Below are 23655 nucleotides of genomic sequence, written 5' to 3' on the forward strand. Positions count from 1 at the left end.
AAAGCTCAAAATGTTATTGATGTTGAAGTTTATTTTTGGGAAAATACAGTAAGGAGACAGAAGGCAGGAGTTGGGAATTTTGGATTATGTGAGTTTCTTCCAATCCAAAATCTAAAATCCAAAATTGTATTAGCTGGCTTTGATTCCAGTGATGCTATGGGAAAAGGCTACACTAGGTTTAGCGATCGCAGGAACGATTTTTTCACAAGCCATTCTTGCACCAGATAAATTCCTTGCTGTTGGCCCCACTTGCAATGCTGCTAAACCACCCATGATAAATAATTCACAACCAGGCCAACGCAGATACGTATCTAAAACTGGCAACCCGTTGACGATTTGGATGGGGTAAGCGGCTAAAATGTCTTTTAATAATGGTTCTGTGGTGACATCAAATTTAGTACCTGTGGCTAACCAGATATAATCACACTCGTAAAAGTTACCATCACTACATTCTACCTGCCAGTTATTACCCAACCATTCGGCTTTGATAACTTGACAATTTTCATCAATTATGATTTTACCACGATGCTTTTCTTTACGGAGTTGAGTCGCTATTGCCGGAGTCATTGAACCACCATTTCTAGCTTGCTGAATCATCAACCAGCGTTGTTGCCAATTTTGCTCAAAAAATCCTTTGAGATATTTGGGGCCTAACCAACCTGGTGCTGCATCAAATAGCTTTTCTGATAACTGTCGTCGCATCATCAAGTGAACTTTTGCACCACGAGAAATTGCACCTACAGCCAAATGTCCACTTGTCAAACCACCACCAATAATCAAGACTCTTTGAGACTTTAACTGTAATTGACGTAAATCCACAGTTTGAGAATGGCAAAGTCTATCTTGAGGATAGGGTGACTGAATCTCGTTTACCCAATCAGGAATGTGTATTTTACCGCTACCCGTTGCCAACACTACCCGCCGTGCAGTTACTGTTTGCCCATCTGACAGCCCTAATTTAAATTGAGGACGAAAATGATTAAATAACGGTTTAATGCTGGTTACAGCCAAATTTATAACTTGATCCTGTAACTGATGTTCTGCTATGACATCCTCGCAAAAATCCACAAATAGTTTTGTTCCTGGTAAATCATAGGGGGGAAAAAATTCCTGAGAACGAGATTCAGCAAATTTCCGTAAAGCGAAGGGATTGGGGTGGGGATGATGAACTGCGGGCGATCTTAAATGAGGAATTTCCAAAGCCGCAAATTGCTGTTTCCAACCACTCATCCATGTACCACTGGGGTCAAATACGGCAAAGTTATCTTTCATTGTCTGCCGTTTTTGTAACAGATGGGCGGTTAAAGTGAGGGCATGGGGGCCAGCACCAATAATTGCTAAGTCAATTTTTGCAGGAATATTAGTCATAAAGTCCCCAGTTACATCAACATGAGAGCAACTTCTTTAGCAAAGTAAGTCAAAATTAAATCAGCACCAGCCCGTTTCATACTGGTTAAAGTTTCTAAAATCACCTTTTTTTCATCTATCCAACCGTTAGCGGCAGCGGCTTTGATCATGGCGTACTCACCGCTAACGTTGTATGCTGCAACTGGTAAATTTGTGACTTTTTTAACTCGATGTATGATATCGAGGTAAGCTAAAGCTGGTTTGACCATGATGATATCTGCACCTTCGGCGATATCTAATTCCACTTCTTTTAAAGCTTCTTGACTATTGGCAGCATCCATTTGATAAGTCTTTTTATCACCAAATTTCGGTGCTGATTCTAAAGCATCTCGAAAGGGGCCATAGTAGGCTGAGGCATATTTGGCAGAGTAGGCCAAAATACATACATTGATATAACCTTCAGCATCTAAAGCTTTACGAATTGCCCCAACTCTACCATCCATCATGTCAGAAGGAGCAACAAAATCAGCGCCGGCTGCGGCTTGGGAAAGTGCCATTTTTACTAACACTTCTACTGTGGGGTCATTTAAAATAATGCCGTTTTCATCGACTAAACCATCGTGACCATGAGTGGTGAAGGGGTCAAGGGCAACATCGGTAATAACGATGATTTCGGGAACTGCTTTTTTAATAGCTTTGACTGTTTCTTGTACTAAGCCTTCTGGGTTGTAGCTTTCTGTGCCTGTATCGTCTTTTTGATTTTCTGGGATAACGGGGAAAAGTGCGATCGCATTAATTCCCAAGCGTGAAACCTCAGCTATTTCATTCAGCAGCAAATCCAGAGAAAAACGATAACATCCTGGCATGGAAGCGATCGCCACTTTTTGTCCTTCCCCTTCCATCACAAACATCGGATAGATCAGGTCATTTACGCTTAAAGTCGTTTCCCGCACCATTTTCCGCAAGCTTGCATTCCGACGCAGACGACGGGGACGTTGAGGCAGGTTTAAGGGCTTATCGGTGTTTGAATTCGCAGACGACATAGGATTTATATAAAATGATAATCATTATTATATAGCTTTAGTGGCAAAACATTTATCCGTTATCTATTTCAAAAATGGTGAAGTAATTTGTGATCATGAAATTTGAGATTGAAATATCTGATGAAAATTTTCAAGTCAGGTAATTGGAAACGCAAAGCTTTATTGATTCCGGTAGCTATCGTTCTAGGTTTTCTCCCTGGTTCTCCTGGGAAACTTGTCAGCTTTTTTCAATACAGAGATAGGTACTGTTCCCATAATGCAAGTTCTCCCTACTGCAATTTTTCAGTTGTTCGCATCCTAGAGGGACATCCGACAGCTTCTGCAATTGTGATCAGTGCAGATGGTCAAACTTTAGTCAGTGGTGGTCAAGATAAAACAATCAAAGTCTGGGAACTGCAAACAGGAAGGTTAAAAAAAACACTACAGAGTGATTCAGGTGCAATTAATGATCTAGCGATCGCCCCTGATGGTAAAACTGTTGTTAGTGCTGGTAGCGATCGCCTAGTTCGCATCTGGGATCTTACCTCAAATCAGCCTCCTCAAAAACTCAGAGGTCATTCCGGTAATGTTACTGATGTTGAAATTTCCTCTGATGGCAAGACTATCATGAGTCGTGATCGTGGTGATTCTCCTGAGATCAAAATCTGGGATATGGCAACAGGTAAACAAAAAGCAAGATTGCCATATATCCATTTTAATGACATTAGTCCAGATGGCAAAAACGTACGTACTTATTACTTTACCGAGTAGTAAACTTGTGGCGTGGGATGTGGCAACAAACCAACAACAAGTTCTCCAACAATTTTTTGACCCTACTCTAGACTCAGGAATCATCAGTTTAGATGGGCAGACACTGATTAATATTAAACGAGCAAAAAAAGACTATTTACATCTGCAATTATCAGATTTTAAAACAGGAAAAGTAAAGGCTAAGAAAAGTTTTTCTCGTCAAGTATTTAGTCCATATAGTATCGCCATCAGCCATAATTTTATGATTGGTAATACCTCGAAGGGTCTGACAGTCTGGAATCTACAAACAGCCGAGATAGAAGCAGTTATAGACCAAAAGCAAGAGCAAATCAGTCATTTAGTTGCCAGTCCTGATGGCAAACTCTTAGCCGGAATTACAGGCAATTCAGATGATAAAAATAGAATAATTAAAGTGTTGCAGCGTCCGTAAAGTTGCGATGGATTTATCATTAAAAAATGCCCAAAAATTTCTTTCTTGTGGTGCGGGCATCTTGCCCGCACTATATGATGCAAATTAAATGTAAAACAGCTTATACCAATTTTATGTGAAGCTGCACATAATCCTGAAATCCATTGATCAATCCATCTTTATCTGTGTTCATCTGTGTTCATCTGCGTCCATCTGCGTTCAATTATTCTTGAGATTTTATTCTATGCACCTTCATATTAATTTGATATTAGAGTATGTTTGAAAAGTTTAGGGACGTATAATTTGTCATTCTGTTCGCGTTCACGTAGTGTGCCGTAGGCATAGCGTGGCGTTAGCCATGTGGAGTCTTACGCAACGAAGAATCTGGAGTTTAGCCCACATACTGAGATGCTACGTTCCTCAGCATGACATGGAAGGAGACTTTTCAAACAACCTCTTATACACTCACAAATCCCTATTTTTTAATCCCTTGATATCTTCCCAAAGCCATTAAAGGAAAATACTGTTGATAGAGGTGATATTTGAGATAAAAATGACAAGGAAAACCAGTTCCTGTAAAATATGATTCATCCCAAGTACCATCTGATCTTTGGGTTTCTAACAAGTAATTAACCCCTTTTTCAAGACTCTCAAAATCAAATTTTCCTGTCGCTTCCCCTGCTGCAACTAATCCAATTAAAGCCCAAGCTGTCTGGGATGCGGTGCTGTTTCCTTGTCCTTTTAAACTCGAATCATTGTAACTAGAACAAGTTTCACCCCAACCACCATCAAGGTTTTGAACTTTGACTAACCAAGCTGCACCTCGTTCTATTTCACTGCGATATTTTTGCGGATTTATCAAAGCTAAAGCTGATAAAACTCCGCTAGTTCCATAAATGTAATTTACCCCCCAACGTCCAAACCAACAACCTTCTGTTTCTTGTTCATTGAGAAGATAATCAAGGGATTTTTCTAACTTATCTGATGGAATTGATAAGTTACAAGCCCCCAACATTTCTAATACTCTAGCGGTGACATCGGCTGTATTTGGATCTATCATGGCTTTTAAATCGCCATAGGGTACAGAATTGAGCCAATATTGATTATTATCAATATCAAAAGCTGCCCAACCGCCTGGTTGACATTGCATAGATGCAATCCAGTTTAAAGCCCGATTGATAGCTTGTTTTTTAAGTTCTTCATTTGGTAATTTTGTTTGATGTAAAGCCATGACAACTACAGCAGAATCATCAACATCTGGATAGAAGCGATTATCAAATTCAAAAGCCCATGCACCAGGTTTCCCTTGTTTATTTTTGACAAACCAATCACCATAATCAAGAATTTGTTTGTCTATTAACCATTCTCCAGCTTTTACTATCACTGGATTATCTGCCTCAAAACCAGAATCAATTAAGGCGCGAATTGCCCATGCTGTATCCCAAATAGGAGAAACACAAGGTTGAACACAATAATTATTTTCTGTTTCAAGGGCAAAGTTATCAACTGCTTTTAAACCTCTATATATAATCGGGTCGTTAGCATCGTAATTTAAACATTTTAAAGCTAATAGAGAATTCAACATGGCGGGAATAATTCCTCCCCAATCTCCGGTAGCTTCTTGACGTTCTAAAATCCATTTTTCTGCGGCTTTGATACCTTCTTTTCTAAAAGGGACAAAGTTTAAACTTTCTGCTAATTTAAAACCATTATCTAAGATGTTAAATATATCCGACCAATCACCATTTTGGGGTAATTCCCATTTGACGTTATTTACGCCTTCTGTATATAATTCATCTAAGTTTATAGGTTGATCTATTTTAAAAATAGGTTTACGATCAAAGACTATTAATAATGGAACTGTACTAGAACGCGCCCAACTCGAAAGTTCATAAATATTGAAGGGAAAATTATCGGGTAGTAGCATTACCCAAGGTGGTAATGATGGCAGTCCACGCCAATTATAACAACCAATTAATGCTAAATGTAATTTGGTGAAAATGCGGGTTTTGCTGATTCCCCCTTTTTGCAAAATTAAAGATTTAGCTTTTATTAATGCCGGATCTGTTGCAGGTACGCCTAACAACCTCAGTGCCATATAAGCTTCTACGGTTGTACTCAGTTCTCCACCATCACCATAAAACAGTTCCCAACCGCCGTTTTCTCGTTGTTGCGATCGCAGATAGGTTTCTACTTTATGCAATGGTCGAGTTTTGTCTGTTCCCCAAATCTTATGCAGCAGAACGGTTTCAGCAGTAATGGTAACGTTAGATTCTAACTCTGCCCACCAGTATCCATCTGGCTTTTGAATCGAAAGTAGATGTTGTTGACTGGCTGCGATCGCTTCTGCTATTTGCTTGACTTGCACCCTGTTTTGTGTTTGCATTAATTGCTTTCCTCTGCACTACATGATATTTAATCACATATTTTCTTGCTACAGGAATATGGATTATATTGAACCGCGTTCACGAAGTGTACCGTAGGGATAGGCGCAAAGGGCGCGTTCACGCAGTGTCCCGTAGGGAAGGAAGAGGTAAGGAAGGTAATTTTACGCTTGTTCCCTGCCATAATATTCAGAACTTACGCAAAATAGAACGGAAGTAGGGGTAATTCATGAATTACTCCTACACAAGAATCAGGTTTTGAGTTTAATCTTGCGTAAGTCCTAATATTCTTTCTCAAAATCAATAGACATTGTATTCTGTCTGAGTCACTGATAATTTACAACAGGTCATGACGGAAATTATATTGGGGTTGGTGGTTTTATCTTTGGTGATTTGGTTATTTTTGCTGTTGTTTTGGGGGCAGTTTTGGCGGGTAGATCAGCAATTAGAAACAAGTGAAGACATCCACACACAACAATCCTTACCAACAATCTGTGTGGTGATTCCAGCGCGAAATGAAGCTGATGTAATTTCCATTAGTGTGCGATCGCTCCTCCTACAAGACTACTCTGGTAATTACAACATCTTTTTAGTAGACGATCACAGCACAGATAATACAGCACATCTTGCCCAAAAAGTAGCTCAAGCCTTAGATAAACCCCAGCAATTACATATTGTCTCTAGTCAAGAATTACCCGCTGGTTGGACTGGTAAACTATGGGCAATGGAACAGGGCATACAAAAAGCCAATCAATTACAACCCGATTATTTTTTACTGACTGATGCAGATATAGAACATAATCCCAGCAATCTGCGGCGATTAATTGCCAAAGCAGAAGAAGACAACTTAGACCTAGTATCAATTATGGTCAAACTACGTTGTCAAAGCCTTTGGGAACAACTATTAATTCCCGCTTTCGTCTTTTTCTTCCAAAAACTCTATCCTTTTCGCTGGGTAAATAACCCCAAAAAAGCGATCGCAGCAGCAGCTGGCGGTTGTATATTAATTCGTCCAACAGCCCTAAATCGCATTGGAGGAATACAAATAATTCGCCAAGCTTTAATAGATGATTGTTCTTTAGCAAAAGCCGTCAAATCCAATCAAGGGCGAATTTGGTTAGGATTAAGTGATTTAACTTACAGTTTGCGTCCTTATGATTCCTTGAAAACCATCTGGGATATGGTAGCCCGTAGTGCTTACACCCAACTGAATTATTCTCCTTGGCTGCTAGTAGGAAGTGTTTTGGGAATGATCTTAGTTTATCTAGTGCCACCGGTGGGAATAATTTTGGGTTTAGGGTTAGGAAATTTACCTATTACTGCCACTGGTTTTATCACATGGTTATTAATGACCTTAGCTTATTTCCCCATCATTCGTTTTTATAAATGTTCTCCTTGGTTAGTCTGCTGTTTACCTATAATTGCCCTTTTCTATACTTTAATGACCATAGATTCTGCTATCCGTCATTGGCAAGGACGTGGTGGTGAATGGAAAGGTAGAGTTTATTAAAAAATGCATAAAAAAGGAAATTTTATAGCGGTATGCAATCGAGTGAGATACAGTCATTCAATCGCAAAACCTGTAGGGGTGGGGTTTTCCCGCCCTCGATTGTATTTCATACGACTGAAAACCGCTATATCAGGTTTTTAAAATTAATTTTGAAATTTGTATTCCTTTAGATATAGTTTCCCTAATCATTATCTATTATTTTTGCATCTATCGGATGATTGTCAGGAGGAATATTTTTGTTAAAATATGGGTATAAATGATGATTAATTTATAAAACAAATATCATCATCTTAGCAGATGTATTTATTGCAGGTAAGTTTATGACATTGCAGAATGAAAAAAGACAAGTTTATCAAGATAAAGTCAAAGCACAATTAGATAAATTCAATGCTCAGATTGATGAAATGAAAGCCAAGGCAAATCAAGCCAAAGCAGATACAGCCTTGGAATATAACAATAAACTAGAAGAAATATATGCCAAGCGTGATGCTGCTCAAGCTAAATTAGAAGAATTACAAAAAGCTAGTGAGCAAGCTTGGGAAGAGATGCAAATTGGCTTTGAAAAAGCTTGGAAAGAACTAAATACAGCTTTTGAAGGGGCTGTAGCTAAACTCAAATAAACCAAACCCACTAATTCCTTATTTACTAAATCAGCGTAAGGATTCAGGATAAAGAATGTTTTATAGAGCAGGGAACAGAAGAGAAAAATATTCTTTTGACTTCTTCCTTCTGACTCCTGCCTCCGAACTCCGAACTCCGAACTCCGAACTCCGAACTCCGAACTCCGAACTCCGAACTCCTAACAAATCAGCATCTTCAGTAATTGTGTAATTAGTTAAATTGCTGTCGTAGTAACGCAATTCCCATCTATCATGACTCTGATTGTGATAACTAAATTCCTCTACATTGGGCGTTGCCGTATTCATATCACCAACAGATAAAACAACAGGTTCTAATGGGATAGTTGATTGTACTTCTAGGGGAAATAATGAACCTATATTGTCGAAGGGAAATAGTGAGCCGATATTGATGAGACTGAATGGTAAGTTAATAGGAAACGGAAATGGTAAAGAAGGCGTTGGATTTGAAGGCTGAGTAGGTTCTGGAGTTTGTGTCCCATTTTCTGCTGTACGGGTAATAATATCCCGGATTTGGCTATCAGTCAGATTGGGGTTAGCACTAAGCATCAGGGCAACTACCCCAGCAACGTGAGGGGCTGCCATAGAAGTGCCACTGTAAGTGGCATATTGATTATTGGGAACAGTAGAGTAAATATCCTGACCAGGTGCTGTGACGTATTTGATTTCTTGAGAACCAGAACGGTTAGAGAAGTCAGTGAGGTTCTTATTTTTATCTACTGCACCAACAGCAATTCCTAAATTATCGGCATAACGGGCGGGATAGGATGGTGTAGACTCGCTATTATTACCTGCCGCCATAACTACAATTACGCCTTTACCGCTGGCATATTCAAGGGCAGATTTGAGAGTATCATTACCAGAATTACCTCCCAGGCTGAGGTTAATCACATTTGCACCATTATCTACAGCATAATAGATTCCTTTGGCAATATTTGAATAGGAACCTGAACCATTTTCATCTAAAACCTTGACTGCCATAATTTTGGAATTATAAGCAATACCAGTCACACCAGTATCGTTATTTTCCCCAGCTATAGTTCCAGAAACATGAGTTCCATGACCATTGTTATCTAAAACATTATTGTTATTACTATCAAAATTCCAACCTTGAATATCATCAATATAGCCGTTACCGTCATCATCTATACCATTACCTGCAATTTCTTTACTGTTCGTCCAAATATTATCATTCAAATCGGTATGGTTATAGTCAACTCCAGTATCTAGAACCGCAACAATAATACCCTGTCCTGTATGTCCACGCTCCCACGCTGCCGGAGCATTCACCAAATCTGCACCCCAATTATTTCCACCCAAGTCAGGAGCATCTGCATAGGGGCTTTCACCAGCAGCCTCACTGACTGCGTTTCCGGCATTAATTAAGCCATAGCCATTTCTGGAGTTATAGGTGCTAGTGGTGACAACAGACTCTTTCTCTTTCGTTTCTTGCTGTGGAGAGCTACTACGATTACCCCAACTCAAGCTATTGTCAGCCTGATTATCAAAGGTATTAACTGGGGAAACAGGAGTAATATTGAGTTCCTTTTGAGAGGAAAAATTGTTAGTAATATCCAGTGTCATCAGACTTTTATCCTCAAAAATAGTAATCTTTTTGTAACAGCCTGATCTTTTCAAACCTTTATCTAGCAAAAGCTTGAAAATGTTATTTATTAGTCATGGTCAAAAATTACTATAAATTGCTAACTATAAAAAGCTAATTTGATTACGAATTAAGAATTTTAAAAACAAGCAATAATGACAATTACTAAGTCATGATTTAATAACTTAATTAAAATTATAATGTGAGCAATTAATAACAATCAAAATTATTTATAATTCGTATCTTGCCTGAAAAAGTAGAATGCACCAAGATGGTTTTACTGCTAACCGCAGTTGTAAATTTTCAAACAGATTGCCGCCAACTCTCCGGTGTTTCGATATAATCAGGTAGACGAGTAGTGCGATCGCCCAAAGCCATATTTATCTGCTCTAATTCCAGGTTTTTTGCCCCCGTCAAAATCGCTCCAGTCAGCTTAACATCACAAAGATGAGCGCCAGCTAAGTTAGCTCCCATCAAATTTGCCCAAGAAAGATCAGCTTCATCAAGAATAGCCTTACAAAGATTAGCCCCCATCAGATTAGCTTGTTGCAAATCCGCCTCCGTCAAACTAGCTTCGCTCAGATTAGCAAAATAAATATCTGTTTGCTGTAATTTAGCAGCATTCAAATTTGCACCTTGGAGATTTGCACCATTGAGATTTGCACCTTGCAAATTCGCCGCAGTTAAACCCGCTAACTGTAAATTAGTTTTACCCAACTTCGCCCCTTGCAAATTAGCCAAAAATAACTTAGCACCAGACAAGTTAGCCGCTTTCAGAGTTGCTTGTTGCAAATTAGCTTTATACAAATTAGCAGCTTGTAAATTAGCTGCACGCAAACTTGCACCAGATAGGTTAGCTGAACGCAAGTTGACACCATATAAATTAGCAAGATTCAGATTCGCCCGACTTAAATTAGCTCCCCGCAAACTCGCTTTAAACAAGTTAGCTTCATAGAGAATCGACCCGATGAGTTTAACCCCGTCTAAATCTGCCCCACCCAAATCTATCTCCCGCAAATCAGACCCACTCAAATCAGATCCCCGCAAATCGACCCCTTGCAGTTTAGCCCCTGCCAAATCTACCCGTCTAATGTCAGTATTCCGTAAATCCAGTTTTTGATTTTCCCGGTCTTGCTGAAAATTGCGTCTCCCAATCACAGTTAGTGCTGCTTGAATATCGGTGCGAAGTTTGAAAGACTCTAAAGGGATAGAATAATCTGCTGGCTGTTGACGGCGCGACCGTTCTCGCTGTTGACCCAAATCAATCGTCATAAAATCTTCCGGTTTGGGTAATTTCCTCTCTATTTGTATAGCTGCATTCTCGCGGATAAAAGCGGTAAGAATTTCCATGATTGTCCAATGTTCTTGGGGGAAATCCTGGGCAATTCTTTCTAACGCATAAATTGCACCAATGCGCGTTTCTACCTTGCCATGCCCCAACTGAGCAATTCCGCCCAGAAACCGTTCTGCAATCAATCTTTCTTGAGTCAGTTTCGTATTTTCTATGCCAATTGCTAGGCTTTTCTCCGCTGTAATCGCATTTTTTTGCATTGCTTGAGTTCGCTTTGCTGCGTAGTAAGCATTAAGCATGACAGCAAAACCTAGAAAAACTATGGCAGTAGTAGTTAATGCTTGATTTCTATCAGTTATTCGCTGCTGAAGTGATAACTTTTCAATATTAGTAGATGCGAAGACAATCAGTATTAAGGACATAGCAACAATAACTATGATGCTAATAAACCAATTCAAAGTTTTGTCTGTCTTTTTAGCAGACATACCAGAAAGATGCTTCACAATAATGAGTATTACTGAGATGATTAAAAACAACAGTATAGCATTTAGCTTCAAAGTTAGATATGCTAGAACTTACTTAATTAAGCGTTGTATTAATTAGTTAGAATGATAATAAATATACTTTTTAGAAAAGATCTTACTGTCTGTAGAGCGATCGCAGTAACTAAGTAAGTTACGACATACACAAATCACAAAAATCAGACATACACAGACTTTTAACCCTGTTTACTTTTTCCTGTTCACAGTTACCTACTTATACAATTTATTTCTATAAATACCCCCATATAGGAGTAGATGTCAATGCCTAGAAAGCAAAAATTTCAGTTGTAACTTTATCAGTAATCAGCATTAGATACTTGGTATATATTTTTTCTTACAACTTAAACTGAGCTTCCCTCAGGTTTGCCTCATCCAGGATAGCATCATTCAAAATTGCATCCTGTAAACTAGCTAAATATAGATTAGCTCGATGTAAGTTAGCACCAGAGAGATTTGCACCTCTGAGATTTGCAGCACTCAGGATAGCCTGGGAGAGATTAGCAAAATTGAGATTAGCACCAGAGAGATTAGCCGCACTGAGAATCGCTCCCTCTAGATTAGCACCAGCAAGATTTGCCTCTGAGAGATTAGCTTGATAAAGGTTAGTTTGTTCCAGGTTTGCACCTTGCAAGTTTACTCCCCTTAAATCTGTGTAACTTAAGTCAATTTGCTCATTTTCTGGATCATATTTTGTATCTCTTCTACCAATCACAGTAATAGCTGCTTGAATTACTGTCTTGGCATTTTCAGCAGAATTATTTGTTACTTCTTCTGAGGATATATTACTAGCTTGATTTCGCACAAAATTAGTGAGCATATCCATGATTATCCAATGGTATTGTGGATTAACTCCAGCGAGATGCTCTAAATCATTAATTGCACCTAGACTGCTTGCTATGGAATTATTTTCAAGTTGGATTACAACCTTCATTAAGTAATCTTGATAGTGTTTATTGTGTTGATTATGCTTTAGATTTTCATTGATTCCCAGCATCCACCGGATGATTTTCATTGTAGTTATTTTATCCGAAAAAGCAGTGACTTGAAGTTCATTAGAAGTAATAGAAAATATTTTTGGCACTCTCATAATACTTATATTATTTGTAATTTCGTGAGTATTCGTTGCAATTTTTGGTACATAAATAACCCTTGATTATTAGTTAAGATAACTACTAAGCAATTCAAAAGATACTAGAGGAACTATTAGCAGGTTTATAAATCATATCTATGATCTACAGCTATTTGGGATAAACCCAATTCTACTCTGCACTTAAAAAAGAAAATATAATCATTTGAGGTATAGACACTAGGAAAAATATATGTTAAACATATGGTTCAAAATTTAGTTATGAATACTAAATAGTAGTATTCATAAACAACTGATCAAAATCATGATCATATTGATATTTAATCATTAACCAGTATTTACTTAAATATGACAATGCAGCAAAATTGCCAACCAATACTGAAAAAGCTAGTGCTAATTGGTGGAGGCCATAGTCATACTATTATCTTGAGACTCTTAGGTAATAAACCTTTCTCTGGATTACATTTGACCTTAATTAGCCCAGATAAATATACGCCCTACTCTGGGATGTTACCAGGACATATTGCCGGATTTTACAATTATGCTGAGTGTCATATTGACTTGCAAAATTTAAGCAACTTTGCTCATGTAAATCTGTATTTTGACCGAGTAATTGGGCTAGATTTACAAAATAATAAAGTGATTTGTGCTAACCGACCTGCGGTAGATTTTGATCTACTGTCTATTGACATTGGCAGCACCCCCGCTAAATCGTCTGTATTAGGTGCCGCAGAATATGCTGTTAGTGCTAAACCAGTAGCACAACTTTTAGAACATTGGGATAAATTACAGAAAAGTGCAGCTGCCAATCCCCAAAAACCCCTAAGTATTAGTATCGTGGGTGGTGGTGCTGGGGGTGTGGAATTGGCGTTATCAATGCAAGCAGGTTTACAGAAATTGGAGATTGAAAATTTAGAGGTGCATTTATTTCAACGAGGTGGGCAATTAATGCCAAATCATCATCCATCAGTACGGACAATCATGCAAAGAGTTTTAAATCACAAAGGTGTAAAATTGCATTTAGGGGAAACAGTGTGTCAAGTTGCACCGATAAAGGAAAAGTTTGAGGTTAAATGTGAATCTGGGTTAATAGTTGAATGTAATCAAGTTTTCTGGGTGACACAAGCATCAGCACCAGATTGGATAAAAGTATCAGGAATTGGTACTGATGAACAAGGGTTTATCTTAGTAGATGATAATTTGCAATCCCTCACCCATTCCCATATTTTTGCAGCAGGTGATATTGCGACTATGGTAAATTATCACCTACCGAAAGCAGGTGTGTTTGCCGTGCGTCAAGGTAAACCGCTATATGAAAATTTGTGCAGAATGGTTTTGGGTAAATCACTCAAACCTTACAAACCCCAAAAAGCATATTTGAGTTTAATTAGTACAGGGGAAAAAAGAGCATTAGCTACTAGGGGTAATTTCACTTTACCACCTCATCAATTATTGTGGCACTGGAAAGACTGCATTGATCGACGTTTCATGGCACAATTCCACAATCTACCAAAAACCTGATAAATTGCATTATTAGCTTATTAAAAAGTTTAGTGAACCATGAATAATTCTTTAATCAGGGTTGAAAAGTTATTAGATACAGATTTAGATGAACTCAGAAAAGTTAGTGTAGATATTTGGTATACTCACTATCCCAAAATTATCAGCATTGAACAGATAGAGTATATGCTGAATCTGATGTACGGTGTAGGAGTAATTGAAAATGAAATTTTAAATCAGGGTATATTTTACGATAAAGTCTTAAAAAATGATCAATTCGTTGGTTATTTATCCTATGGTTCAGAAACCAAAAATAATATTACTTATTTAAAGCTACACAAATGTTACCTATTACCCTCACTGCATGGTTTAGGCTATGGACAAATAATGTTAAATCATATTTATAAAAAAGCAAAAAATATGAACTTACAACAAATAATTCTCAATGTTAATAAAAGGAATGAAAAAGGGATTAAAGCTTATACTAGATTTGGCTTTAAAATTATTGCCAGTGAAATTAAAAAATTTGGGAATGAATTTGTAATAGATGATTCTATCATGGGTTATGATCTTTAATAAATAGGAAACCATTTTAACCAAGCATCCCAATTATCAACAATTTTGGCAAATTCTTTATATCCTCTCGACTTGGGATGTGCGCCATCATTACTTTTGGCTTCTTCTAACCAAATATTTGAATTTATTAATCTTGAAAAAACATCTAAATAAGGTATATTTAAATCCTGAGAAACTAAAGCAAACTCCTGAGATAAATTAGCAATTCTTTGGTTTTGCTCTTTATCTCCACGGTGATTTTAAATACATAAAACACAACTTTTTTAAGTTAAAAATTTTCCATCATTATGGGATAAATCTACGAATTAATGCTTTAGTCTTTACCACAAATGCTGTATAGGATAGGCATCAAAAATTGTATCAGCACTTATTATAGGTATATTTTCCACCATAGCCTGTGCAATTAACATTCTGTCAAAAGGATCACGATGATGTAGAGGTAGTTGAGCAATAACTGAAATATGCTGTTGGTTGATTTCCTTTAATGTCATACCGTTACCAATTATTTGCTGTTCGACAAAATCATCAAAACTCATCTCCAAATTTAGTTTACCTATACTGTGTTTAATTGCCATTTCCCAAACACTGGCAATACTCAGAAGATTGTCGTTATTCTCAATTTGTAATCTCAAATTATCGCTGATTCTGGGATTACCCATAGTAAACCACAGCAGAGTATGAGTATCAATTAATTGCTTCATTCCATATACTCCTTCAACTCTTCTAAAGGTTCATCAAAATCATCAGACATTTTGATCATTCCTTTTGCACTACCAAATTTAGGACGAATTTTCACAGGTAATACAGGAATTAACTTAACAACAGGTTGATTATCTTTCATGATGATAATTTCATCACCACCAAGTGCGGCTTCAATTAAATCAGATAAGTGTTGAGATGCTTCATTAACAGTAATTTGTTGCATAATGCCACCGTTTTGTGTGTGCTACTCCACTAACAATTCTATTCTCTATCAAAAACAAAAAAAGAGAGATAGAAAACTCTACCTCTCCCAAGAATAAATTATTAAACCAAATCAGAATTTAGTATCTGCTGGGTTTGTGAACGATAAAGCTGAGAACTTGGCACTGTTTGATGTTGTCAAAACCAACAACACGAACATAGCAGTTACCGAACTGAGAACGGCAACCTTGAACTTCACTCAATACTTCTTGAGTGGTTTTAGCACCAAACAAAGGTAGCTTCCACATTGTCCAGAACAATTCGGTTGGTTCAGATGTTTCGTTGAACTCGATTGCTGGGATGTAGCCTTGGCTCAGAATGTACTGAACTTGCTTGGCAATTTGAGCATCAGACAGGGGGGGAAGATAAGAGAGAGTTTCGTAACGACGCTCTTTTGATAAAGTTTGCATAGCTGTTGGTAATGGGTTGTTTTTACTACTACGTTGACCGACTAACCGGATAAATTATCCAAATCAGGGTCTGAGACTGTCTGCTGTTCAATTATTGGGCTGGGACTTGATAAATTTAGTTGCGTGATGCGTTCGAGATGCTGGCGACGCTGTTCCATGTTGGCTTGCTGAATGCCAGTACGCACCATTTCTGGTAAGAAATCTGTCACTTCTGCCGCGATGTGTTCCCTGACAGTCATAATCCGCAAAGCCAAATCTGACTTGACCAGAAACAATTCCTCAATATAAGCTTCTCCGTCTTGAATTTTTCCAGCGGAAAAGTTTTGCAACCAATATGCTAAAGGAGGATTTGTTTCGCCTAGCTGTGCCAAAACAGTCATAAGTGCCTGATAAGTCAGATAACTTTGGAGAGTTTTGGCTGTGTCTTTCGCAATTTGCTTTAAATTCATGCTTGACCCCAGCCCCATAGATTTTAGATTTTGGATTTTGGATTTTAAATTTATCCAATAGTCCAAAATCCCAAATCCTAAATGATCAGACGGTATCCATTGCTTCAAACTCGAACTTGATTTCTTTCCACAGTTCGCAAGCAACAGCTAGTTCAGGAGACCACTTAGCCGCTTCGCGGATAATGTCGTTACCTTCACGAGCCAAGCTACGTCCTTCGTTACGAGCTTGAACGCAAGCTTCTAGAGCTACGCGGTTAGCGGTTGCACCAGGAGCATTACCCCAGGGGTGACCAAGTGTACCACCACCAAACTGTAGTACGGAGTCATCACCAAAGATTTCTAGGAGTGCGGGCATATGCCATACGTGGATACCACCGGAAGCAACTGCCATTACACCAGGCATAGAAGCCCAATCTTGGGTGAAGTAGATACCGCGAGACTTGTCTTGCTCAACGTAGTTTTCACGTAGTAGGTCAACGAAGCCCATTGTGATGCCGCGTTCGCCTTCCAATTTACCCACAACTGTACCAGTGTGAATGTGGTCACCACCAGACATCCGCAAGGTTTTAGCCAATACGCGGAAGTGGATACCGTGGTTCTTTTGACGGTCAATAACGGCGTGCATAGCACGGTGAATGTGCAGCAAAATACCGTTCTTACGACACCAATGAGCCAAGGTGGTGTTAGCTGTGAAACCTGCGGTCAGGTAGTCATGCATGATGATGGGCATTTTGAGTTCTTTAGCGTACTCAGCCCGTTCAATCATTTGTTCACAGGTAGGAGCGGTTACGTTCAAGTAGTGACCCTTGATTTCGCCGGTTTCTGCTTGTGCTTTGTGGATTGCTTCTGCTACAAACAAGAAGCGATCGCGCCATCTTTGGAATGGTGCAGAGTTGATGTTTTCGTCGTCTTTGGTGAAGTCCAAACCACCGCGCAAACATTCGTATACAGCGCGTCCGTAGTTCTTAGCAGACAAACCTAATTTGGGCTTAATGGTACAACCCAACAAAGGACGACCATACTTGTTCAACTTGTCGCGTTCAACTTGAATACCATGAGGAGGACCTTGGAAGGTCTTCAGGTAAGCTACGGGAATCCGCAAGTCTTCCAAACGCAATGCGCGTAATGCTTTGAAACCAAATACGTTACCTACAATAGAGGTCAACATATTGGTTACGGAACCTTCCTCAAACAAGTCTAGAGGATAAGCAACGTAAGCGATGTATTGGTTGTCTTCACCAGCAACTGGTTCGATGTCATAGCAACGACCTTTGTAGCGATCTAGGTCGGTGAGCAAGTCTGTCCATACAGTTGTCCAAGTACCTGTAGAAGACTCAGCCGCTACCGCAGCACCAGCTTCTTCGGGTGGAACTCCAGGTTGAGGAGTCATCCGGAATGCTGCAAGAATATCTGTATCTTTAGGTGTGTAATCGGGAGTGTAATAAGTTAGTCTGTAATCTTTAACCCCAGCTTGATACCCAGCTTTCGCCTGAGTCTTCGTTTGCGCGTAAGACATATTTTCCTTCCAAGAAGTCATTCTTTTTACTATCAAATCACGTTATGTGCAACTTCTTATCACCCTTTATCTTTCTTCTTTTCTCATTATAGATATAAAGAAAACTTATATTTGGGTCTTAACTGTTGCTAGAGGGAAGCATTTTTTTGTGACAAACAGTGGGCAGCGGTGGCAAATTACCGCACCTTTATGATTATCTTTATGTAAAAGCGCAAATCTAGACGCTTTGCTTTTTCCCCCGTCCCACAAACACTAAGTTTTTTCTATCTCTCTTGCTTACCTTACTAAACCTGCTTAATTTCAGAGAAAATTCGTTGCTTTACGGGCATTATGGGAATTTATGCCTTAAAAGTAGAAAAAGTGGGGTTTTAAGCTGTTTAGCTCATATTCCCGTTTTTTTCTCCTGATATCTTTATCCCGTTTGGGTACAAAAGATATAGAGGAAACTTCACTAACTGCGGTTTAGCTCAGAAGTGAGCTAAAGACAAAAAACTGCACACGACGTAATTTGTAACTTGTCTCACAATATATCAATAATTTAATAAGTTATCCTTTGAAAGTTTTGAACTCATATATTTAAATTTCTTATTAAAGAAATTATTAAACATTTTGTTAAGACTGCTGTACAAAGGGTAATGATTAGTTGTATGGACTACCTGCGATACTTTTTTTTACTAGATATAAAAGAATTTCCAGCCTACTAAGTCAGGACTTACGCAAAACATCAAGAAGGTAGGGGTAATTTATGAATTACCCCTACGAAAGAATCAGGTTTCTGATTACTTCGTGCGTAAGTCCTATAAGTAAGTGCTGTGCTACCCCATAGTTGAATCTAGGAGATGTTTACTGAGCGATCGCGCCGCAGTTTTGTCAAATTAGTTTACTGACTCCCGATTGTGCAGCATAATTTATCAGCAAAGTGCTAGATTGAGGAAAAAATTGCTATTGATGCTAAAAAAATACCAACTCAGGGAAGACTATTAATTAATCTCAAGTCATTTTAGTTAATAGTTCTCTAGGTACTGTCTCAAAAGGATATACAACCGTGGTATTATTTAATAGTCGTACTCGTTTATTGATGATTTCTATTTTGCTGGGGCTAATAAGTTTGCCCAGCACAGCAGAGCAAGTAGGAGCGCAAACAAAACCTGATATCAATCCAAATAATTCCACTACTACTTACCCAGCCGCACCTCCACCAAGACGAGTAGATCCCTTACCCGATGATCGGGATGTGCAAGAAAGAGAAGCAGAAACTGATTACCGGATTAGTAATTTATTAGGAGATTTTGCTGGTAATTTGTGGGTAGGTTCTTGGCGGGGTTTATCGCGAATTGACCCGAATACGGGCAAGGTTATTGCTCGTGTCAGTTTACCAAATATTACTATTAGTGCATTAGCCCAGGATAAAGTCGGTCGTTTGTGGGTGGGAAATTATGAAGGTTTGACACGTGTAGATCCTCGCACTAATGAAATTACAGCACAAAATTTATTACTACCTTCCAAACGGGTATTGTCGCTGTTAACAGATAAACGTGGTTATTTGTGGACAGGTACTGATAGCGGTTTAGCTTTGATTAGTCCTGACCAAGGCTTGATTATGACTACAGTCAAAAATTTGCCTGGTGTTAGTGCTAATGCAATGACTTTAGATGCTGAAGGTCAGCTTTGGGTTGGGACTTTGGATGGCTTGGTGAGGGTGAATACTGCCAATGCTTTGATTATGAAGAGGATAAATAATTTACCAGGGACGACTGTGCAATCTTTAGCTATCAGTCCTGAAGGGTTAATTTGGGCAGGAATGCCAAATCAATTATTAGTGGTTAACCCAAAAAATGGGATTGTGTTGAGGTCTGTCACGCCTTTACGAGGACGGAATGTAACTTCAGTCCGTTTTGCTCAAGATGGTAGTGTTTGGGTTGGTACGACTAATGGGTTGTTACGATTAAATCCCAATACAGGCGCTTTATTAGACCGAGTTGCGGGGCTTCCTTCTAGTCGAGTACTAACTGTTGCACCTGATCTTGGTAATAAGTTGTGGGTGGGAACCAGCGAGGGGCTGGCGTGGTTAATGCCTACAATGGATAAAGCACAAACTCATTTTGGGTTCGGTCGGGCTGTGAAGTAGGGAATAGGTGACAGGTGACAGGTGACAGGTGACAGTGAAGAAAGCAGGGAACAGGCAGGAGGAAATTTTAATTCTTTCTTCTTACTCCTGAATCCTGAATCCTGACTCCTGAATCCTGACTCCTGACTCCGACCTCCGACCTCCGAACTCCGACCTCCGAACTCCAAACTCCTTTTTTTATGGCAGTTACTACCCAGCAATTAATTCAATGGAAACAGCAGGGGCGGGCAATTGTCGCTTTGACTGGCTGGGATTATGCGATCGCTCAACTGTTAGATGCAGCTGGTGTAGACTTAATCCTGGTAGGAGATTCTTTGGCAGCAATTCTTGGATATGAGACAACGCTGCCAATTACTCTAGATGAAATGATCCATCATGCTAAAGCTGTGCGTCGTGCTGTAAAACGCGCTCTTGTTGTTGTCGATTTACCATTTTTAACTTATCAAGAAAGCATTTCTCAAGCTATGCAGTCTGCCGGCAGGGTGCTAAAGGAAACTGGCGCACAAGCGGTAAAATTAGAAGGTGGACATCCAGCAATGGTGGAAACTGTAGCCAGGTTGGTACAAGCTGGTATTCCGGTGATGGGTCATGTAGGGTTGACACCACAATCTGTACATCAACTGGGTTTGCGACAACAGGGGAAAAGCCCGGAAGCCGGTGAGAAAATTTTAACTGAAGCGATCGCTCTCGAACAAGCTGGTGTATTTTCCATAGTATTAGAACATATCCCTGCTCATTTAGCATTACAAATTACCCAAAAATTACGTGTTCCTACTATTGGTATTGGTGCAGGTTCGGACTGTGATGGTCAGGTATTAGTTACTTCTGATATTCTCGGACTTTCAGAAAAACAACCGCCCTTTGCCAAAGTTTATACAAATTTACGAGAACACATTACTCAAGCTGTGCAGAATTATGCTGTGGAAGTGCGCGATCGCCAATTTCCGTAATTAGAATTAAATATATAAACCTGCCTAGGCAGGTTTATGTTTATCTTATTAAATTTGAGCGGGATCAATTCCTAAATCTTGCAATTTTGCAGCTAACTTTTGCGATCGCACTTCTGCCACCTGAGCGCGTTTTTCTGCCTCTTTAATCTGTTCTTGTGGTGTCAGATACCGCTTGCCTTCGTTATCATACCAATACAACCATTCCCGGTTCAAACCGCCATAATTTCCCTGTTCAGAACCAATTCCTAAACCAATTTCTGGTAGCCACACAGGGTTTCCTGCTTGTAACTCATACTTCCCATTCACTAACTTATGTACTTCCAAACGTGGTTTACGACGGCGACGAGAAGAATAAATCACATAATATCGCACACCTAAGTCCGCATATTCGTCTAGCTTGATGCTGTACTCCTTACGGTAATTTGGAGAAACTACTTCTAGAACTAAAGATGGGACAATGTTTTCATCCCATAACACATAACTAGGGCGTAATTCCTCATCATAACAACGTTCTACTCCCAAGCTCAGAAACCCATCTGGCACCATTGGCAGTTCATCAGGGTGATAATAAATCCCCATATTTACCCCAAAAAACCAGTCCATGCGTTCTGCCCAAAGTATCAGCAGTATAGATTTCAGCAATCCTGGAATTAATTCTTGCAGTTCGTTATCCACAGGTGTCTCATCAGAATCGGGTAACTCTTCAGCCGAGGGTAAGTACCTTGGTAGGTGGAAATTTAACATCACTACTTCTCCCAACACTCACCACAATTAATTATAACGAAAATGCTGAAAACCCTTGAAGGTGTGTGCGACTCAGGAGGATACACCTGTGCTTTAGCCAAGGGATGAAGGCTAGATACAGGATTTATCCTGTATTGACATTGTATAATACTTATAGGTCGTAAACAAATAAAGTAATGATAGTCCTAGAGTACAAAGTTAAAGGAAAACAACATCAATACGATGCAATAGATGACGCTATTCGGACTACTCAATTTGTTCGTAACAAAGCGATTAGATATTGGATGGATGCACCACGAGAGCTAAAAATTGATAAGTTCGCCCTTAACAAATACTCTACCGAACTTCGTAAGGAATTCCCTTTTACTGCTGAGTTAAACTCAATGGCAGTACAATCAGCCGCAGAACGTAGTTGGGCTGCTATATCAAGATTTTACGACAATTGTAAGTCTAAAGAGATTGGCAGAAAGGGATTCCCACGGTTTCAGAAAGATTGCCGTTCCGTTGAATATAAAACATCGGGATGGAAATTGCACAAAACCAATCGGCGCATTACTTTCACTGACAAGAAAGGAATTGGTGAACTCAAATTATTAGGTAAATGGGATATTCAATCCTACAAACTTAAAGATATTAAACGAGTGCGTTTAATCCGTCGTGCCGATGGTTATTATGCACAGTTTATTGTGGGGATTGATGTTGTAGATATTCAAGCAAAAACAGGTGTAGACATAGGTTTAGATGTCGGTATTGAGTCGTTTTACACCGATTCTAATGGACATCATGAACCTAACCCTAAGTTTTTGATCAAGGCTGAAAAATCAATTAAGCATTCTCAACGACGGATTTACAAAAAAGTAAAAGGTTCTAGCAGTAGAAAAAAAGCTAGAAAAATTTACGCTAAGAAACACTTAAAAATAAGTAGGCAACGGATTGAACACGCTAAGAGAATAGCGCGTAACGTATGCAAGTCTAACGACTTAGTAGCCTATGAAGATTTAAGAGTTTCAAACATGGTAAGAAACCATTGTTTAGCAAAATCAATTAGTGATGCTAGTTGGTATTTGTTTAGGCAATGGATTGAATATTTTGCTGTTAAATTTGACAAAGTTGCTATAGCTGTAACACCACATTACACTTCTCAAAAGTGTTCTAGTTGTGGCGTAATTGTCAAAAAGTCTCTCTCCACTCGTACCCATAAATGTAGTTGTGGATGCGAGTTACACAGAGATACAAATGCCGCAATTAATATTTTAAATCTTGCAAAAGCTAGGGGAGGGCATCCCCAAAGTAACGCTACAGGAGTTGAAACCACTACTCTACTTGGTTCGCCAGCGCGGTCTTGGGGGTTTCCCTCATGAGTGACTGGCGAACCCGTAAGGGTGCAAACCTGGTTGAGCAAGTTTTGACGATGAATGTAGAATCCCCTCGGCTTTAGCCAGGGGAGTGTCAATTTGTTCAGGCGATATAGCAGGAATCAGGAGTTCGGAGTTCGGAGTCGGGAGTCAGGAGAAGGAGGAGGAAGAAGGAAGAAGTAAAACTTATGATGTGGTCGGAGTGTCATCAATACGCTTGATGTTCTAACCGCTTTGTTCGTTGCGATCGCACCAAAATCAGGTTTATGGGCTGGAAGCAGGTAAATTAGATATACGACTCCTATTTGATTTTTGATAGCTTGCGTGGAGCAGCCATAAAAAACACAGTACACATATATTTTTGCCTTGTTTTCCTTTTCCCTGTTCCCTTCCTGCTATATATAGAAACGCATAATTCTTGCTGAATTGTTACAGATAAAGACTAAACTTAAAAGTCTTG

General features: G+C 39.1%; 21 protein-coding genes. 9 read left to right on the top strand and 12 right to left on the bottom strand.

Annotated features, from left to right (window positions below; all coding sequences use genetic code 11):
• Positions 1-129 precede the first annotated feature (129 nt).
• Positions 130-1368, bottom strand: a complete 1239-nt coding sequence (locus AC012T_RS02330; protein ID WP_487062722.1) for an FAD/NAD(P)-binding protein — start codon at positions 1366-1368, stop codon at positions 130-132.
• Between the two features lie 11 nt (positions 1369-1379).
• Complete coding sequence (gene hemB, locus AC012T_RS02335) at positions 1380-2390, bottom strand: porphobilinogen synthase (protein ID WP_487062724.1); 1011 nt, start codon at positions 2388-2390, stop codon at positions 1380-1382.
• Positions 2391-2510: 120 nt separating this feature from the next.
• Here hemB and AC012T_RS02340 point away from each other — a divergent pair, with 120 nt between their 5' ends.
• Both AC012T_RS02340 and AC012T_RS02345 read left to right on the top strand, forming a co-directional pair.
• Positions 2511-3140 carry a WD40 repeat domain-containing protein gene (locus tag AC012T_RS02340; protein WP_487062726.1) on the top strand — a complete coding sequence of 210 codons (630 nt, stop codon included), beginning with the start codon at positions 2511-2513 and terminating at the stop codon, positions 3138-3140.
• A gap of 7 nt (positions 3141-3147) precedes the next feature.
• Positions 3148-3570: a hypothetical protein gene (locus tag AC012T_RS02345; RefSeq protein ID WP_487062728.1), complete on the top strand. Its 423-nt coding sequence runs from the start codon at positions 3148-3150 to the stop codon at positions 3568-3570.
• A 454-nt stretch (positions 3571-4024) separates the two neighbouring features.
• Here AC012T_RS02345 and shc read toward each other — a convergent pair whose 3' ends face one another.
• A complete protein-coding gene (gene shc / locus AC012T_RS02350; RefSeq protein WP_487062730.1) occupies positions 4025-5935 on the bottom strand; it encodes a squalene--hopene cyclase in 1911 nt (636 codons plus the stop codon).
• 347 nt (positions 5936-6282) lie between these two features.
• Between shc and AC012T_RS02355 the strand changes: the two genes are divergently transcribed.
• Positions 6283-7443, top strand: coding sequence for a glycosyltransferase (locus tag AC012T_RS02355; RefSeq protein ID WP_487062732.1), 1161 nt, complete (start codon positions 6283-6285; stop codon positions 7441-7443).
• Between the two features lie 320 nt (positions 7444-7763).
• On the top strand, positions 7764-8063 hold the full coding sequence (locus AC012T_RS02360; RefSeq protein ID WP_487062734.1) for a sll1863 family stress response protein: 300 nt from the start codon (positions 7764-7766) through the stop codon (positions 8061-8063).
• Between the two features lie 60 nt (positions 8064-8123).
• Here the strand turns inward: AC012T_RS02360 and AC012T_RS02365 are convergent, their stop codons facing one another.
• The 3 genes from AC012T_RS02365 to AC012T_RS02375 form a co-directional block, all read right to left on the bottom strand.
• Complete coding sequence (locus tag AC012T_RS02365) at positions 8124-9665, bottom strand: S8 family peptidase (protein WP_487062736.1); 1542 nt, start codon at positions 9663-9665, stop codon at positions 8124-8126.
• Positions 9666-9987: 322 nt separating this feature from the next.
• Positions 9988-11460, bottom strand: a complete 1473-nt coding sequence (locus AC012T_RS02370) for a pentapeptide repeat-containing protein (protein WP_487062738.1) — start codon at positions 11458-11460, stop codon at positions 9988-9990.
• 391 nt (positions 11461-11851) lie between these two features.
• The gene (locus AC012T_RS02375) at positions 11852-12604 is read right to left on the bottom strand and encodes a pentapeptide repeat-containing protein (protein WP_487062740.1); all 753 of its coding nucleotides are present in this window, start codon (positions 12602-12604) and stop codon (positions 11852-11854) included.
• A 354-nt stretch (positions 12605-12958) separates the two neighbouring features.
• Here AC012T_RS02375 and AC012T_RS02380 point away from each other — a divergent pair, with 354 nt between their 5' ends.
• The gene (locus AC012T_RS02380; protein WP_487062742.1) at positions 12959-14125 is read left to right on the top strand and encodes an FAD-dependent oxidoreductase; all 1167 of its coding nucleotides are present in this window, start codon (positions 12959-12961) and stop codon (positions 14123-14125) included.
• A gap of 39 nt (positions 14126-14164) precedes the next feature.
• Complete coding sequence (locus tag AC012T_RS02385) at positions 14165-14680, top strand: GNAT family N-acetyltransferase (protein ID WP_487062744.1); 516 nt, start codon at positions 14165-14167, stop codon at positions 14678-14680.
• Between the two features lie 320 nt (positions 14681-15000).
• On the opposite strand, the gene AC012T_RS02390 is transcribed toward AC012T_RS02385, so the two are convergent.
• The 5 genes from AC012T_RS02390 to AC012T_RS02410 form a co-directional block, all read right to left on the bottom strand.
• Positions 15001-15381: a type II toxin-antitoxin system VapC family toxin gene (locus AC012T_RS02390; RefSeq protein WP_487062746.1), complete on the bottom strand. Its 381-nt coding sequence runs from the start codon at positions 15379-15381 to the stop codon at positions 15001-15003.
• Positions 15378-15605: a type II toxin-antitoxin system Phd/YefM family antitoxin gene (locus tag AC012T_RS02395; protein ID WP_148765920.1), complete on the bottom strand. Its 228-nt coding sequence runs from the start codon at positions 15603-15605 to the stop codon at positions 15378-15380. Before AC012T_RS02395 ends, AC012T_RS02390 begins: the two co-directional genes overlap by 4 nt.
• A 118-nt stretch (positions 15606-15723) precedes the next feature.
• On the bottom strand, positions 15724-16053 hold the full coding sequence (locus tag AC012T_RS02400; RefSeq protein ID WP_015212303.1) for a ribulose bisphosphate carboxylase small subunit: 330 nt from the start codon (positions 16051-16053) through the stop codon (positions 15724-15726).
• A 41-nt stretch (positions 16054-16094) separates the two neighbouring features.
• Positions 16095-16502 carry a RuBisCO chaperone RbcX gene (gene rcbX / locus AC012T_RS02405; protein WP_487062749.1) on the bottom strand — a complete coding sequence of 136 codons (408 nt, stop codon included), beginning with the start codon at positions 16500-16502 and terminating at the stop codon, positions 16095-16097.
• Between the two features lie 85 nt (positions 16503-16587).
• The gene (locus AC012T_RS02410) at positions 16588-18018 is read right to left on the bottom strand and encodes a form I ribulose bisphosphate carboxylase large subunit (RefSeq protein WP_015212301.1); all 1431 of its coding nucleotides are present in this window, start codon (positions 18016-18018) and stop codon (positions 16588-16590) included.
• A gap of 1045 nt (positions 18019-19063) precedes the next feature.
• Here AC012T_RS02410 and AC012T_RS02415 point away from each other — a divergent pair.
• The gene (locus tag AC012T_RS02415; RefSeq protein ID WP_487062751.1) at positions 19064-20146 is read left to right on the top strand and encodes a ligand-binding sensor domain-containing protein; all 1083 of its coding nucleotides are present in this window, start codon (positions 19064-19066) and stop codon (positions 20144-20146) included.
• A gap of 179 nt (positions 20147-20325) precedes the next feature.
• Entirely contained in the window at positions 20326-21096 is a 771-nt protein-coding gene (panB, locus tag AC012T_RS02420; protein WP_487062753.1) for a 3-methyl-2-oxobutanoate hydroxymethyltransferase, read from the top strand.
• Positions 21097-21144: 48 nt separating this feature from the next.
• Here the strand turns inward: panB and AC012T_RS02425 are convergent, their stop codons facing one another.
• Entirely contained in the window at positions 21145-21840 is a 696-nt protein-coding gene (locus tag AC012T_RS02425; RefSeq protein ID WP_487062755.1) for a Uma2 family endonuclease, read from the bottom strand.
• 176 nt (positions 21841-22016) lie between these two features.
• Between AC012T_RS02425 and AC012T_RS02430 the strand changes: the two genes are divergently transcribed.
• Positions 22017-23201 carry an RNA-guided endonuclease InsQ/TnpB family protein gene (locus AC012T_RS02430; protein ID WP_487062757.1) on the top strand — a complete coding sequence of 395 codons (1185 nt, stop codon included), beginning with the start codon at positions 22017-22019 and terminating at the stop codon, positions 23199-23201.
• The last annotated feature ends 454 nt before the right edge of the window (positions 23202-23655 follow it).

The sequence above is a fragment of the Anabaena sp. EIM26 genome (assembly GCF_057568715.1).

Excerpts from the sequence above, each read along its gene's own strand:
- AC012T_RS02330 (WP_487062722.1), bottom strand. The coding sequence starts at position 1,368 with ATGACTAATATTCCTGCAAAAATTGACTTAGCAATTATTGGTGCTGGC.
- hemB (WP_487062724.1), bottom strand. The coding sequence starts at position 2,390 with ATGTCGTCTGCGAATTCAAACACCGATAAGCCCTTAAACCTGCCTCAA.
- AC012T_RS02340 (WP_487062726.1), top strand. The coding sequence starts at position 2,511 with ATGAAAATTTTCAAGTCAGGTAATTGGAAACGCAAAGCTTTATTGATT.
- shc (WP_487062730.1), bottom strand. The coding sequence starts at position 5,935 with ATGCAAACACAAAACAGGGTGCAAGTCAAGCAAATAGCAGAAGCGATC.
- AC012T_RS02355 (WP_487062732.1), top strand. The coding sequence starts at position 6,283 with ATGACGGAAATTATATTGGGGTTGGTGGTTTTATCTTTGGTGATTTGG.
- AC012T_RS02360 (WP_487062734.1), top strand. The coding sequence starts at position 7,764 with ATGACATTGCAGAATGAAAAAAGACAAGTTTATCAAGATAAAGTCAAA.
- AC012T_RS02365 (WP_487062736.1), bottom strand. The coding sequence starts at position 9,665 with ATGACACTGGATATTACTAACAATTTTTCCTCTCAAAAGGAACTCAAT.
- AC012T_RS02370 (WP_487062738.1), bottom strand. The coding sequence starts at position 11,460 with ATGTCTGCTAAAAAGACAGACAAAACTTTGAATTGGTTTATTAGCATC.
- AC012T_RS02375 (WP_487062740.1), bottom strand. The coding sequence starts at position 12,604 with ATGAGAGTGCCAAAAATATTTTCTATTACTTCTAATGAACTTCAAGTC.
- AC012T_RS02380 (WP_487062742.1), top strand. The coding sequence starts at position 12,959 with ATGCAGCAAAATTGCCAACCAATACTGAAAAAGCTAGTGCTAATTGGT.
- AC012T_RS02385 (WP_487062744.1), top strand. The coding sequence starts at position 14,165 with ATGAATAATTCTTTAATCAGGGTTGAAAAGTTATTAGATACAGATTTA.
- AC012T_RS02390 (WP_487062746.1), bottom strand. The coding sequence starts at position 15,381 with ATGAAGCAATTAATTGATACTCATACTCTGCTGTGGTTTACTATGGGT.
- AC012T_RS02395 (WP_148765920.1), bottom strand. The coding sequence starts at position 15,605 with ATGCAACAAATTACTGTTAATGAAGCATCTCAACACTTATCTGATTTA.
- AC012T_RS02400 (WP_015212303.1), bottom strand. The coding sequence starts at position 16,053 with ATGCAAACTTTATCAAAAGAGCGTCGTTACGAAACTCTCTCTTATCTT.
- rcbX (WP_487062749.1), bottom strand. The coding sequence starts at position 16,502 with ATGAATTTAAAGCAAATTGCGAAAGACACAGCCAAAACTCTCCAAAGT.
- AC012T_RS02410 (WP_015212301.1), bottom strand. The coding sequence starts at position 18,018 with ATGTCTTACGCGCAAACGAAGACTCAGGCGAAAGCTGGGTATCAAGCT.
- panB (WP_487062753.1), top strand. The coding sequence starts at position 20,326 with ATGGCAGTTACTACCCAGCAATTAATTCAATGGAAACAGCAGGGGCGG.
- AC012T_RS02425 (WP_487062755.1), bottom strand. The coding sequence starts at position 21,840 with ATGTTAAATTTCCACCTACCAAGGTACTTACCCTCGGCTGAAGAGTTA.
- AC012T_RS02430 (WP_487062757.1), top strand. The coding sequence starts at position 22,017 with ATGATAGTCCTAGAGTACAAAGTTAAAGGAAAACAACATCAATACGAT.